Origin of the sequence: Pseudonocardia xishanensis, from assembly GCF_039541715.1 — a bacterium.
GTDB classification, from domain to species: domain Bacteria; phylum Actinomycetota; class Actinomycetes; order Mycobacteriales; family Pseudonocardiaceae; genus Pseudonocardia; species Pseudonocardia xishanensis.
On the sequence record NZ_BAABGT010000022.1, the window covers coordinates 26,624 to 40,660 of the forward strand.

The 14,037-nt window shown below is 75.7% G+C and carries 10 protein-coding genes; 6 read left to right on the forward strand and 4 right to left on the reverse strand.

Annotation, left to right across the window (positions count from 1 at the left end; translation table 11 throughout):
* Nucleotides 1-7: 7 nt before the first annotated feature.
* On the forward strand, nt 8-2,245 hold the full coding sequence (locus ABD993_RS06945) for a helicase-associated domain-containing protein (RefSeq protein WP_345413879.1): 2,238 nt from the start codon (nt 8-10) through the stop codon (nt 2,243-2,245).
* Between the two features lie 4 nt (nt 2,246-2,249).
* Here the strand turns inward: ABD993_RS06945 and ABD993_RS06950 are convergent, their stop codons facing one another.
* From ABD993_RS06950 to ABD993_RS06965, 4 genes are all read right to left on the reverse strand, one after another.
* Entirely contained in the window at nt 2,250-2,855 is a 606-nt protein-coding gene (locus tag ABD993_RS06950; RefSeq protein WP_345414004.1) for a GTP-binding protein, read from the reverse strand.
* Between the two features lie 34 nt (nt 2,856-2,889).
* Complete coding sequence (locus tag ABD993_RS06955; protein WP_345413881.1) at nt 2,890-3,516, reverse strand: DUF742 domain-containing protein; 627 nt, start codon at nt 3,514-3,516, stop codon at nt 2,890-2,892.
* A 117-nt stretch (nt 3,517-3,633) separates the two neighbouring features.
* Nucleotides 3,634-4,056, reverse strand: a complete 423-nt coding sequence (locus tag ABD993_RS06960; RefSeq protein ID WP_037048693.1) for a roadblock/LC7 domain-containing protein — start codon at nt 4,054-4,056, stop codon at nt 3,634-3,636.
* A gap of 61 nt (nt 4,057-4,117) precedes the next feature.
* Nucleotides 4,118-9,373 carry a sensor histidine kinase gene (locus tag ABD993_RS06965; protein WP_345413883.1) on the reverse strand — a complete coding sequence of 1,752 codons (5,256 nt, stop codon included), beginning with the start codon at nt 9,371-9,373 and terminating at the stop codon, nt 4,118-4,120.
* Nucleotides 9,374-9,898: 525 nt separating this feature from the next.
* On the opposite strand from ABD993_RS06965, the gene ABD993_RS06970 reads away from it, so the two are divergent.
* The 5 genes from ABD993_RS06970 to ABD993_RS06990 all read left to right on the forward strand — a co-directional run bounded on the left by ABD993_RS06970 (nt 9,899) and on the right by ABD993_RS06990 (nt 13,992).
* Nucleotides 9,899-11,560 (forward strand): DNA repair helicase XPB, encoded by a 1,662-nt coding sequence (locus tag ABD993_RS06970; RefSeq protein ID WP_345413885.1) that lies wholly within the window; start codon nt 9,899-9,901, stop codon nt 11,558-11,560.
* A 113-nt stretch (nt 11,561-11,673) separates the two neighbouring features.
* Nucleotides 11,674-11,883 carry a hypothetical protein gene (locus tag ABD993_RS06975; RefSeq protein ID WP_345413887.1) on the forward strand — a complete coding sequence of 70 codons (210 nt, stop codon included), beginning with the start codon at nt 11,674-11,676 and terminating at the stop codon, nt 11,881-11,883.
* Between the two features lie 65 nt (nt 11,884-11,948).
* Nucleotides 11,949-12,185, forward strand: a complete 237-nt coding sequence (locus tag ABD993_RS06980; protein WP_345413889.1) for a PspC domain-containing protein — start codon at nt 11,949-11,951, stop codon at nt 12,183-12,185.
* Between the two features lie 59 nt (nt 12,186-12,244).
* The gene (locus ABD993_RS06985) at nt 12,245-13,372 is read left to right on the forward strand and encodes a GAF domain-containing sensor histidine kinase (RefSeq protein WP_345413891.1); all 1,128 of its coding nucleotides are present in this window, start codon (nt 12,245-12,247) and stop codon (nt 13,370-13,372) included.
* 14 nt (nt 13,373-13,386) lie between these two features.
* Nucleotides 13,387-13,992 carry a response regulator gene (locus ABD993_RS06990; RefSeq protein WP_345414006.1) on the forward strand — a complete coding sequence of 202 codons (606 nt, stop codon included), beginning with the start codon at nt 13,387-13,389 and terminating at the stop codon, nt 13,990-13,992.
* The last annotated feature ends 45 nt before the right edge of the window (nt 13,993-14,037 follow it).

The following is a 14,037-nucleotide window of genomic DNA, read 5'->3' on the forward strand; positions in this document are numbered from 1 at the left end:
GGAGGGGATGACCCTTCCGTTGGTCGACTGGCTGCGCGCCCAGGACGACGAGACGCTCGCCGGGCTGCTGCGCCTGCGGCCCGATCTCGCCGTGCCGCCGCCCGCCGACCTCAACGTCCTCGCGACGCGTGCGGGCGTCCGGGCCTCGGTGCACCGCGCGTGCGACGAGCTGGACACGGTCGCCCTCGCCGTCCTCGAGGCGATGGTGGTCGCCGATGCCGACCACGCCGCCGTCGAGCTGGGGGAGGTGGCGTCGCTGCTGGGCCCGGACGTGCCCGCGGAGGCCCTGGACGGGGCCGTGGCGGTCCTGCGGTCCCGGGCGCTGGCCTGGGGCGAGGACGACGAGCTCCGCCTCGTGCCCGCCGCCAGGGACGTCGTGCCCGCGTTCCCGGGGAACCTGGGGCGCCGGGCGGGTGGCCCGGCCGCGTCGAGCGAGCTCGGGGCCCTGCTGAAGGACCTGCCGGAGGACCAGCACCGGGTGCTCTCCGCACTCGTCGCCGGGCCGCCGATCGGGCGCAGCCGCTCGGCCGCGGACCCCGCGGGCCCGGTGGGGCAGCTGCTGGCGAAGGGCCTGTTGATCCGGGTCGACTCCGAGACCGTCGAGCTGCCGCAACAGGTGGGAATCGCGCTGCGCGGCGAGCGGCCGATGGGGACCATCGTGGCCACCCCACCCGTCCCGCGGACCCGGCAGTGGCCCGTCACGCAGGTGGACGGCACCGCGGGTGGTGCCGCCCTCGAGCTCCTCCGGCGCGTGGAGCGGCTGATCGATGCCTGGGGCGCCACCCCGCCGCCGGTGCTGCGCGCGGGCGGGCTCGGGGTGCGGGACCTGCGTCGAGCCGCCCGCGAGCTGGAGACGGACGAGGCGGGCGCCGCACTGATCATCGAGGTCGCCGCGGCCGCGGACCTCGTGGCGGAGAACGACTCCCCGAACGCCGAGTGGATGCCCACCACCACCGCGGACGTCTGGGCGGCGGGCGGCCCGGAGCACCGCTGGACCACCCTCGCGCGCGCCTGGCTGGACCTGCCGCGGCTGCCCGGGCTCGTCGGCGGTCGGGACGACGCGGACCGCCCGATCAACGCGCTGTCGGAGACCCTGCGCCGCCCGCTCGCCCCGCGGGACCGCCGCCGGGTCCTCGAGGCGCTCGCCGGGCTGCCGCCGGGCACCGCCGTCACCGGGCCCGAGGACCTCGCCGAGCTGTTGGCCTGGCGCGCGCCGCGCCGCGGGGGACGGCTGCGGGACGAGATCGTCCGCTGGGCCCTGTCCGAGGGCACCGTGCTGGGCGTCGTGGCGCTGGACGCGGTCTCCGAGCCAGGCCGGGCGCTCCTGGCCACCACGGACACCGCCCCGGTCGTGGCCGCCCTGCGGGCGGTGCTGCCCGAGCCCGTCGAGACGGTCCTGCTGCAGGCCGACCTCACCGCCGTCGCCCCGGGACCGCTGGTGCCCTGGCTGGCGCGGGAGCTGCGGCTGATGGCGGACGTGGAGTCCGCGGGCGGGGCGACCGTCTACCGCTTCACCGAGGCGAGCGTGCGCCGCGCCCTGGACGCGGGCCGCTCGGCCGCCGAGGTCGCCGAGCTGCTGGCCGAGCGGTCCTCCACACCGGTGCCGCAGGCGCTGACCTACCTGATCGAGGACGTCGGGCGCAGGCACGGCAGGCTGCGGGGCGGCGTCGCCTCCTCGTTCCTGCGGTCGGACGACGAGGTGCTGCTCTCCGAGGTCCTCGCCCACCCCGAGACCGTGACGCTGGACCTGCGCCGCATCGCCCCGACCGTCGCCGTGAGCACCGCGCCGCTGGCCGAGGTGCTCGACGGGCTGCGCGCCGCCGGGTTCAGCCCGGCTGCCGAGGACGCCGCGGGCGGGGTGCTCGACCTCGGGCCGCGCGGGGCACGCACCGACCCGCGCGGGCCGCGGGCGCGGGCCACCCTGCCGGATCCCTCGGGCGAACGGCTGGACGCCGTCGTGGCCAAGATGCGTGCGGGAGACGCCCTGGCGTACGCCCGCCGGGGAGCGGGCAGGACGCCGTCGGCGCAGGGCTCCAGCCACACCCTCGCCACGCTGCAGCAGGCCGTGCGGGACCGGCGCCAGGTGTGGATCGGCTTCGTCGACGGGCACGGCGTCCAGAGCGAGCGGGTGCTCGCCCCGGTCACCGTCGGCGGCGGGATCGTCGAGGGCCGGGACGCCGTCGACGGCGAGACCTACCGGCTCCCGCTCCACCGCATCACGCGGATCGCGCTCGTCGACGGCTGACGGGTCAGCGGGCGCCCGCGGCCATCCGGGCGGCCATGGCGTGCTGGACCAGGGCGATCAGGGCCTGCTTCGTGGACTCCCGGTGCCGGGCGTCGCAGGTGATGATCGGGATCGACGGGTCGATCGACATCGCCTCGCGCACGTCCTCCACGCGGTGGAGCTGCTCGCCGTCGAAGGCGTTGAGCCCCACGACGTAGGGCAGGCCCCGGTCCTCGAAGAAGTCGATCGCCGAGAAGCAGTCCGCCAGCCGGCGGGTGTCCACCAGGACGACGGCGCCGATGGCCCCGCGGACCAGGTCGTCCCACATGAACCAGAACCGGTGCTGCCCGGGCGTGCCGAACAGGTACAGGATCAGGTCCGAGTCCAGTGACACGCGGCCGAAGTCCATCGCGACCGTGGTCGTCTGCTTGTTCGGGGTGGCGCTCAGGTCGTCGTGGCCTGCGCTCGCCTCGGTCATCACGGCCTCGGTCGTGAGCGGGTCGATCTCCGAGACCGAGCCCACGAACGTCGTCTTGCCGACGCCGAAGCCACCCGCGACCACGATCTTCGCCGAGATCGTGGTGGGGCCGGGGCCGGGACGGCGGGCCGGGGACGGTGACGGGCGGGACATGGCCGGGGTGACCGGCGGCCCGCCGACGGGGAAACTAGAGCCGACGGAGTCCACTCAACACCCTTTCCATCAGTGCGAGGTCCGGCTCGTTGCCGGTACTGGTCGCGGTCTGGTGCACGGTCACCACGCCGAGCCCGGCCATGTCGCCGAGCAGGACCCGGGCGACGCCGAGCGGGAGGGACAGCAGCGCGGCGACCTCGGCGACCGACCGGGGCTGGTCGCAGAGGTCGGCGACGGAGCGGTGCTCCATCTGCAGCAGGCCGAGCTGGTCCCGGCCCTGCCTGCTGGTCGAGACCAGGGTCTCGATCGCGAGGTCGAAGTTGGTCGTGGTCCTGCCGCGGGTCCAGGCGTAGGGCCGGACGGCCGCCGCGCCGGAGGGCGCGACGGGCGGCAGGGGATCGTCACGGATCGGCTCGATCGGGCCGGTTTCGTAGCCCCCGTAGCCCGATCCCGCGAACCCGGTGTCGCCCGTGGGGGCGGCCGGGAACGGGGGCGGGGTCACGGGCGCGGAGCCGGTGCCCGTCCGGTCCTCCTCGTCGCGACGTCTGCCCCAGCGCTTGCGCTTGCGGGGCCGTTTCGCGTCGAGGCTGAACCCGTTCATCACGTCCGCGAACGTCGGCTCCTGCGGACGCCGCGACGCGTCGTCGGGACCGCTGGTCATCGAAGATCTCACCTGCCTCGCCGGTCGTTCGTCGGACGGATGGACGGGGGCTACGCGGGGACTACGTGGGGACTTCGTGGGGACTGAGTGGGGACCACATGGTCTCGCGGGGCCCGCTCAGGGCCCGAAGGACCCCTGCAGCTCGGCGCGCAGCTCCGGGGTGAGCAGCTGGCCGACCCGGTCGACCAGCAGCGTCATCTCGTAGCCGATGAGGCCGATGTCGCAGCTGGGCGAGGCCAGCACGGCCAGGCACGAGCCGTCGCTGATGGACATGAGCAGGACGATCCCGCGGTCCATCTCCACGACGGTCTGCACGACGCCGCCCGCGTCGAAGCAGCGCGCCGCGCCCTGGGTCAGGCTGACCAGCCCGGACGCCACGGCGGCCAGTTGGTCGGCGCGGTCGCGGGGGAGCCGGTCCGACGCCGTGAGCAGGAGCCCGTCGGCGGAGACCACGATCGCGTGCGCGACCCCGGGGACCTTCTCCGCGAAGTTGGTCACCAGCCATCCGAATCGGCTGGGCTGGGTCTGTGGTGCGGTCACGCCGCCCCCTCCTCGACGTCGGTCGGACAGTGCTGAACCTGGGGGGCCTGCTGCTGCCCGGTCATCGGTTCTCCTCGTTCTGCTGCTCGTTCGCACCCGGCACCGGGGACGACTGGCGCCGCAGCCTGCTCTCCCGCCCCTGCCGGACACCCTGCTGGTAGCTGGCGAGCCGACCCCGGATGGCCTCGGCGTTGCGCGCGGGCCCCGAGGGCGGGGCCAGCACCGCGGATCCTGCCGCGCTGCCCGGGACGAGCCGCGCCCGGGGCCTGCGCTTGGGCAGTCCCGCGTCCGTGGTCTCGCCCTGGGCGTCCGATTCCGCCGCCGTGGCCTGGGCCGTTGCGTCGGCGACCCGCCAGCCCTCGTCCGCCGCGGTGGCGAACACGGGCTCGGCGACCTGGCGGTCCGCCGGTTCCGCGCCGCCCTCGCCGCCGTCGCCGCCCTCGGCCCAGCGGACCGGGACGTCCCCGTTCGACCGGAACCAGGCCGACGCGATCTCCTCGAAGATCGGTGTGGTCTGGCCGAGATCGAACCCGGACGGGCCGCGGCTCGGCTCCGGGGCGGCCCCGGAGCTGCCGGGCAGCCCGGCGTCGTCCCGGGGTCCCTGGGCCTCCTGGGGCTCGGGACGGGCCGTCTCGGGGCGGCCGGCGGGCGCTGGCACGGCGCCCCGGTCGGCGCCGGGGGTCCGGCTCGACAGCCCGCCCGGCCCGCCGAGACCCGGGCGGCTCCGGTCCGCGCGGGGCGGGCCCTGGGGCTCGCGCCCGGGCAGGCCGGGGCGGCCCTGCGGCTCCCGGCCGGGAAGGCCGTTCGGGGCCTGCGGCTCGCCGCTGGGCGCCTCGCCGGTGGCCCGTTGCGGGTTCCTGGTGGGCAGGCCCGCGGAGCCCTGTGGGTCCCTGCCGGGCAGGCCGTCGGGGCCCTGCGGGTCCCGGGGCAGGCCGCGGGAGCCCTGCGGGTTCCTGGTCGGCAGGCCGTGGGGGCCCTGCGCGTCTCTGCCGGGCAGGCCGCGCGGGTCCCTCGTCGGCGATCCTGCGAAGCCTTGCGGGTCCTTCGGGGGCAGTCCGGTGGCGCCCTGTGGGTCCCGCGTGGGCAGGCCCTCGGCGGGTTCCCTCCGAGGCAGGCCGTTGGGGGCCTGGCCGTTCGCGGGCTGGGCGGCGAGGCCTGCGAGGCCCTGCAGTCCGCCCGTGGAGCCGGTGCCGTTCGGCCCTTGCGGGCCGGTGGCGCGGGCGGCACTCCGGTCGGTGGGTCGGCCCACGTCCTGGCCTGCGGAGAGACCGGCGCCGTTCGTCCCTGCGCCCGGCTCCGCCGGGGCTCCCGTGCCGAAGGCCTCGGCCGAGACGTCCGCGTCGCCCGACGCGGTGTGGTCCGTGGAACCGAGCGCGCCCGGCGCGGTCGGGGCGCCACCGCGGGTGGGCCTGCGGGAGGCGAACCCGCCGGGGCGGCGGAGCTGACCGGTCGTCTGGGAGTCGCCCGGGGTGGAGGCTGCGAACAGGGTCTCCGTCCCGGTGGTCTCCGCCTGCTTGGGGCGCCGCGGGGTGCGCTGCGGCAACCCGGCGGGGCCCGTGGGCGGGGCCTCGCGCGCCACCGGACCGCGGTGCGGGAGATCGGCCGCCGGGGTGTCGGGGGCCCGCCTGGGTAGCCCGCCGACCTGCTCGGGCGGTCTGCTCGCCACCGTCTGGTCCGCCGCCCGGCTCGGCAGCGGGCGCCGCTGCGGCAGACCCTCCTGCCGCCCGTCCCCGGAGTCCGAGCGGGAGGCGTCGCTCTCGGTCCCGGTGCCCCGGCCGTCGGCGCCCAGTGCGGCGGCGCCGAGCGCGACGCCACCGAGTGCCCCCAGGGCACCGGCCTCGACGCGCCCGGTCGACGACTGCTCGTCCCGGCCCCGGTCGGCGCCGGAGGACGAGTCGGCGGATGTGCCCACCGGGCTCGTCGTGGACTCGGTGGCCGCGATGTCCTGCGCCGCCACTCCCTCGGTCCGCGGAGCGCCGGCCGGGTTCTCGCCGGCTGCGGAGGACTCGTCGGTGGGGGACCCGCCGACCGTCTCCTGCTCCGGCGCGGTGCCGTTCACCACGGGCAGGGCCGTGGTCGGCTCGCCCGTCTCGGTCTCGGCCGCCACCGGCAGGTCCGCCGGGCTCCGGGTCGGCGAACCGCCCTGTTCGGGAGCGGCGGTATCGGGAGTGCGGCGGGGCGGGGACGAGGCAGCCGACCTCGCGCCGTTGACCGTGGGGGTGCGGCGGGGCAGCCCCGAGGGGAACATCGGCCGCGGCGCGGAGCGGTCCGCGGCCGGGCGCGCGGGTGCGTCGCCCTCACCCTCGTCCTCGGCGTCCGCTGCCGAGGTGTCCTGCGTGGTGCGGGAGCGGAGATCGTCCGCCGCGCCGCTCGCGGGAGCGCCACCGTCCACCGCGGTGCTCTCTAGCGCAGTGCTCTCGGCTGCGGTGCCGTCGGCCGCGGTGCCGTCGACCGCGGTGCCGTCGACCGCGGTGCCGTCGACCGCGGTGCCGTCGACCGCGGTGCCGTCGACCGCGCTGCCCGTCGCGGGGGTGTCCGCTTCGGTACCCACGGAAGCGTCGGCAGGTGCGTCCGTCTTCGAGGTCTCGGTGGTCTCCGGACCGGTGGGCGCCTGAGGGGCCACTCCGCGGCCGCCCCGCGACGGGCTGCGGACGGGGAGTCCGGCGGGCCCGTGGGTGTCCGTCCGGTCGTCGGCGTTGCGGGCGCGGTCCCGGGCGCCGCCCTCGGCCGCGGCCGGGGCCTGGTCGGCGCCGGAACGGCTGTCGCCGGGCTCCGTGGTCTCCGGGGTGGTCGGACCGTCCGTGGAGCGCCGCAGCGCGGACGCCCCCGCGGCGCCGATCAGACCGGCCGCACCGGCGGCCGCCCCGAAGGTGCCGGACGTGGTGTTGCCGGACGTGCCCGTCTCGGACGGCGCGCTGCCGTCGACCCCGCGCGGGGTCCGCTTGGGCAGCGGGCCCGCCTCGCCCGGGGTGAACCCGTTCGTCTGCCGGGTCGGCACGACGCCGCCGTTCGGCGGGCGGCGCAGGCTCTCCACCGGCCAAGGGCCCCGCTCCGGCCCGGCGGGCCGCGGCACGTCCCCCGCGGTGGCCTCGGACCCGTCCACCGCGGGACGGGCCTCGGGCTCGTCCTCGGAGGGGACCGGCCCCGGCCGCCGCTGGGGCAGCCCGTTGCCGTTGAGCGGCGGGGCGGCCGGGGGCCGTCCGCCACCGAAGGCGGGGGCCGGGCTCATCGGCCCGTCGTCCCCCGCGACCAGCGAGGACAGCGAGCGCCCGTTCGAGCCGGGGCGCTGGGCGGGCAGGCTCGGCGAGGCGGCGGGCGCCGCCGGGGCGCCGCTGTAGGCCGAGGCCGGGACCGCGCCCGCCCGGGCGGGTCGCCGGTCGACGGGCTCCGCCGAGGGCACGAGCACCGACGGCACGGTGACCGTGGCCGTGAGGCCGCCACCGGTGCCGCCCGCGGAGCCGCCGCCGAGCCGGATGCCCAGCCCGTGCCGGTTGGCCAGCCGACCGACCACGAACAGGCCCATCCGCCGCGAGGCGGACACGTCCACCGCCGCGGGCTGGCCGAGGCGCTGGTTGGCCTCCGACAGCTCGTGGTCGGCCATGCCGACGCCGCGGTCCGCGATCTCGACGATCAGCGACCCGTCGTTCGCCCGCGTGGTCGCCATGACGACCTGCGAGTCCGGCGGGGAGAAGTTGGTGGCGTTGTCCAGCAGCTCGGCGATGAGGTGTACGAGGTCGGACGCCGCGCGCCCGGCCACGGTGGCCACGGGCGGCGGCTGCACGACGACGCGCTGGTACTGCTCGATCTCGGACACCGCGGCCCGCAGCACGTCCACCACCGGGACCGGCGCGACGTTCCGCTTCGCCAGGTCGGTGCCCGCGAGGACCAGCAGGTTCTCGCTGTTGCGCCGCATACGGGTGGCCAGGTGGTCCAGCTGGAAGAGGTTCGACAGCTGGTCCGGGTCCTGCTCGTTGCTCTCCAGCTGCTCGATCAGCTGCAGCTGGCGCTCGACCAGCGCCTGCGACCGGCGCGAGAGGTTGACGAACATGTTGGACACGTTCGCCTGCAGGGCCGCCTGGTCGGCGGCCAGCCGGATCGCCTGGCCGTGCACGGCGTCGAACGCCCTGGCCACCTGGCCGACCTCGTCTCTCCCGGTGAGCGGCACCGGCTCGACCATCGCGTTCAGCGGCTGCCCGCTCCGCATGCTCTCGACGGCGGCGGGCAGCTTGCGCTCCGCCACGTCCAGCGCGGAGCGCCGCAGGATGCGCAGCGAGCGGATCAGGGTGCGGGCCAGCAGCACGATGATCGCGATGCCGAGCAGCACGCCCAGCATCAGCACGACGGAGTTGACGCCCGCCTGGTTGCTCGCGCTCTCCTGCGCGGCCACCGAGGACGCCGTCAGCTCCTCGCCGACGCCCGCGGCCGAGCGGTCCACCACCGCGACCGAGCTGGCGTAGGCCGCGTCCCACGCCGCGGGGTCCGCCACGACGGGCCGCCCGGGCGGGGTGGCCATGATCTCGGTGCGCATCCGCTCGCGCTCGACGTTCGCGCCGTTCGTGGCGAAGTTGCCGTACCGGCCGAGCTGCTCGGGGGTGAGCGCCACCTGGTAGTCGGCGAAGGCCGAGGTGAACGCCGCGTCGGTGCCCGTGACCGTGATGCGGTCCGCCTCGCGCAGCTCACGCGACACGATGGCGCCCGCGATCGTGGTGTGCTGCAGGGCGAGCGCCTCGCGGGCCTCCGAGGTCGCGGTGACCGCGTCCCCCAGCCCGGCGGTGTCCGCGCTCGCGGCCTGCCGCACCAGCGCGCGCTCCAGCACACCCGCCCGCTGGATGATCGCGGTGTAGCGCTGGTTGACCGCGTCCGTCGGGACGAGGGAGTTGCCGACCTCGCTGCGCAGCACGGAGAGCTGGGTGAAGCCGCCCTCGGCGTTCTGCAACGCGGTGGTACCGGACGCGTCCAGTAGGGTGGGGTCCGCCAGCCCGGTCCGGACCGCGTCCAGCGCGCCGTCGCTCGCGGCGACGGCCTGGTCCAGCGGCCCGCGGTCGCCCTGGCGGCCTCCGGCCACGAACAGCACCGCCGCGTTCCGCTCGGCCTGCAGCGCCTGGGACGTGGTGGTCACGCCCTGGCGGATGTCGAGCAGCCGGTTGTCCTCGCCGAGCCGGGCGGCGACGCCCGCCTGGTCGGAGATCCGCAGCACACCCAGCACCAGCGCCAACAGCGTGGGCACGAGGCCCACCGCCACGAGCTTGGCGGCGAGGCTCCAGTTGCGGGGGTTCAGCCGCTCCGACCACGCGGGGTCGCGTTCGGTGCTGGTCACGTCAACGTCTCCCTGGTGTGGCTCGCGACGACCTGACCGACCTTGACACGCCCCACCGACGATTCGCGCCCCGTGTGCGGTTGTGCGAGCCGAGGTGCGGGCCACCAGCGACCAGTGGCCGAGCGGCTCGCACGGGTGTTCGGCGAGATCGGGGGCGGTGCGGGGGAGCGGGCGGGGAGCGCGGGGGCGGTTCGGGTGTGCACACGGCGGTGATCGTTCGGGCCTTCCTGACGGGGTGCCGGCGGCCCGGACCGTCGGTTCCCCGGGCCGGTCCGCCGCTCGTCCAGCGGTTTCCGCGACACGCGCTCGCCGTGACGAGCCGCCGACCGGGCGGCGGGGATAGGATCGTCTCGGCACACGTACGTGCTGCGGGCAGTGCCGGGCAAGCATAGTCGGAGGTCGCTCTCCGACCACCCCGGACGGGCGACGCGCCCCCACCCCGACGGGGTGGCGCCCACCTCGACCGCTCACCGTGCGTGGACAGCCGTCCGGCTCCTCGTGACCGGAACCAGAAGGGACCCCTGCGTGACCGACGGACCACTCATCGTCCAGTCCGACAAGACGCTGCTGCTCGAGGTGGACCACCCCGCTGCGGCGGACGCCCGTACGGCGATCGCCCCGTTCGCCGAGCTCGAGCGTGCTCCCGAGCACGTCCACACCTACCGCGTGACCCCGCTCGCGCTCTGGAACGCGCGCGCCGCGGGCCACGACGCCGAGCAGGTCGTCGACGCGCTGGTCCGCTTCTCCCGCTACGCCGTCCCGCAGCCGCTGCTGGTGGACGTCGTCGACACCATGGGCCGCTACGGCCGCCTCACGCTGGCCAACCACCCCGCCCACGGCCTGGTCATGAGCTCCACGGACCGCGCGGTGCTGGAGGAGGTGCTGCGCCAGAAGAAGATCGCCCCGCTGCTCGGCGCCCGGATCGACCCGGACACCGTGATCGTGCACCCGTCGGAGCGCGGGAACCTCAAGCAGCTGCTGCTCAAGGTCGGCTGGCCCGCCGAGGACCTCGCCGGGTACGTGGACGGCGAGGCGCACGCCATCGACCTCGTCCAGGACGGCTGGGAGCTGCGGGACTACCAGGCCCAGGCCGTCGAGGGGTTCTGGGCGGGCGGCTCCGGCGTCGTCGTCCTGCCCTGCGGGGCGGGCAAGACGCTGGTCGGCGCGGCCGCGATGGCCCGGGCCAAGGCCACCACCCTGATCCTCGTCACCAACACGGTGAGCGGCAGGCAGTGGAAGCGCGAGCTGATCGCGCGCACTAGCCTGACCGAGGAGGAGATCGGCGAGTACTCCGGGGAGAAGAAGGAGATCCGCCCGGTCACCATCGCGACCTACCAGGTGATCACCCGGCGCACCAAGGGCGAGTACAAGCACCTGGAGCTGTTCGACTCCCGGGACTGGGGCCTGGTCGTCTACGACGAGGTGCACCTGCTGCCCGCCCCCGTCTTCCGGATGACGGCGGACCTGCAGTCCCGCCGCCGCCTCGGGCTGACCGCGACCCTGGTCCGCGAGGACGGCCGGGAGGGGGACGTCTTCTCCCTGATCGGGCCCAAGCGGTACGACGCGCCGTGGCGGGACATCGAGGACCAGGGCTGGATCGCGCCCGCGGAGTGCACCGAGGTCCGGGTCACGCTGACCGAGAACGAGCGGATCGTCTACGCCACCTCGGAGCCGGACGAGCGGTACCGGATGGCCTCCACGGCGCGGACCAAGCTGCCCGTCGTCAAGGCCATCCTGGAGCGCCATCCGGACGAGCCCACGCTGGTCATCGGGGCCTACCTCGACCAGCTGGACGAGCTGGGGGAGGCCCTCGACAGCCCCGTCATCCAGGGTTCGACCAGGAACAAGGAGCGGGAGGCCCTCTTCGACGCCTTCCGCAAGGGCGAGATCAAGCGCCTGGTGGTCAGCAAGGTCGCGAACTTCTCCATCGACCTCCCCGAGGCCACGGTGGCGATCCAGGTGAGCGGCACGTTCGGTTCCCGGCAGGAGGAGGCCCAGCGGCTCGGCAGGCTGCTGCGGCCCAAGGGGGACGGGCGGCAGGCGCACTTCTACTCGGTCGTGTCCCGGGACACCCTGGACACCGAGTACGCGGCGCACCGTCAACGTTTCCTGGCCGAACAGGGGTACGCGTACCGCATCGTGGACGCAGACGACCTACTCGGACCGGCCGTACCCGAGGTCGACTGATCGGAGGGTGACCGCGCGTCCCCGAGAAGGGGTACGCGCTCACTCCGATGCCTGGGTGCGCAGGCCGCTGCGTTCGTGGACACTCGTGGTCACAGCGTTACGGGAGGCCGAGAGTGTCCGTCGGGGGATGGATCGCCGTCGGGGTGGTGGCGTGGGTCGCCATCGCCCTGCTGGTCGCTGTGCTCGTCGGACGCATGGTGCGCATGCGGGACCGGCAGGTCCCCGCGGACCCGATGCCCCGTCCCACGCGCCCGGCCGAGTCGGACTCCGCCTGGCCGCACGGCACGCCCCGGACCCCCGAACCCCGACGTCCCCGGGGCTGATCCCGGGGTCCGTTCCGGGTTCCGCCCGGAGGACGCGGGCCCCCCGCGCGGGCAGGCTCGTGGTCATGGAACAGCAGACGATCGAGCAGCCCCGGACCCTCGAGCCCGCCCCGGCCCCGGCGTTCCGGCTCCACCGCAGCCGCACCGACCGCATGATCGGCGGTGTCTGCGGCGGCCTCGCCGAGAGCCTCGGCGTGGACGCGGCCCTGATCCGGATCGGCCTGGTCGCTCTGACCGTGCTCGGTGCCGGGATCGGCGTCGTGCTCTACGTCGCGGCCTGGCTGCTGGCCCCCGAGGGCTAGAGACACCCCTCTGCAAACGGGTGTGTCGCCGATCACTGGGTTCGTGACATCGTCCCCGGGTGCGATCGACCGACCGTGCCGCCGAGCACGCCCATCTCCTCGACCTGCTGCTGGCCGAGCGGGAGGGACTGCTCTCGGTTCTCGACCGGGTGCTGGCCCTGCGCGGCACCGCCCGGCTGATCAAGGAGGCCGCCGGGGCGGACACCGGCTTCCTCGGTGAACGCTCCGGGACCGGCACCGTGATCCGCTGGACCGCGGGCACCCGGACGGATGCGCTGCAGGATCTCGCGGTCGAGCACGGCCGAGGGATCGGCGGCCGCGCCATCGCGCTCGGCGAGCCGGTGCGGGTCAGCGACTACGTCTCCGCGGAGACGATCACCCACGACTACGACGAGCGGGTCCGCCGCGAGCGGCTCGGCGCGATGATCGCGGTGCCGATCCTGGACCGCGGCTGCACCCTCGCGGTGGCCTACGCGGGCCTGCACGGGCCCGGGACCTTCGGCGACTCCGCCGTCGACGACCTGCGCCGCGCCGCCGAGCAGGCGGTCCCGGCCCTGCGGCTGGCCGACGCCGCGGCGGCCCAGGCGGACGGCGCCGTCGCCGCCGAACGCCGTCGGATGCAGGCCAGCCTGCACGACTCGGTCGGCGCGATGCTCTTCTCCATCGGTGCGCAGGTCCGTGACCTGCGCACCGACAACCCCTTGCTGGCCGCCCGCCTCACTCGGATCGAGTCGGACGTCTCCGAGGCCTCCCGTGCGCTGCGGGAGGCCCTGCTGGCGTTGTCGGACAGCTCGCCGGAGCGCGCGCTGCCGGTCGAGCTGGCCGAGCACTGCCGCAGCTTCGCCGCGCGGACCGGGGTGAGCTGCCGGTTCGTCCAGCTCGGCCCGGTCGCCCCTCTGGACGCCGAGCGCACCGCGATCCTCGTCGCCGTCGCGCGGGAGGGGCTGGTCAACGCGGAGAAGCACGCCGGGGCGGGCACGGTGATCGTCAGCCTGGCGCCCGAGGAGTCCGGCGGGGTCCAGCTCGCCGTCGCGGACGACGGCGCGGGCGAGACACCGCCCGCCGCCGGGACCGGGCTCGGGGTCAAGATGCTCGCGAACCGCGCCGCGCTGCTCGGCGGCAGCGTCCGGCTCGTGCACGACGAGGACGGCTGCACCCTGCGGCTCGTGCTCCCGGCCGCGCCGTGAGCCCCGCGCGGGTGATGGTCGTCGACGACCATCCCGTGGTGCGTGACGGTGTGGCCCTGCTGTTGCGGGGCGACCCGTCGCTGATCGTGGTGGGGTCCGCGGAGTCCGGCCGGACGGCGTTGGAGCGCGCTCCCGGGCTGCGCCCCGATCTCGTCCTGCTGGACCTGCGGCTGCCGGACATGCTCGCGCCCGAGGTCGTCACCGGGCTGCGGGCCGCCTGTCCGTCCGCGCGGGTGGTCGTGTTCACCGCGCACGGCGACCACCACGGCATCCAGGCCGCGCTCGACGCCGGCGCCCACGGTTGTCTGGTCAAGGATGCCGCCGCGACCGACCTCGTCGCCGCCCTGCGAGCCGTGCTGCGCGGGGAGCGGATCGTCGACCAGCGGATGCTGCCCGCGGGCGAGGCGGCGGCGAGCGCCCTGGAGCGCAGCGGCCTGACGCGGCGCGAGTACGAGGTGCTGCGGCTCGCGGCGCAGGGCCGCACCAACCCCGAGATCGCCGAGGCCACCGGCCTGACCAGGAACACCGTGAAGACCTACCTGCAGTCCGCGCTGCACAAGCTCGGCGCGCGCAACCGGGTCGAGGCCATCGGCAAGGCGAGCGAGGCGGGATTGTTGTGATCGGGGTCTCCACGTGGGGGTGCAGGGGGAGTGTGAGCCCCACCA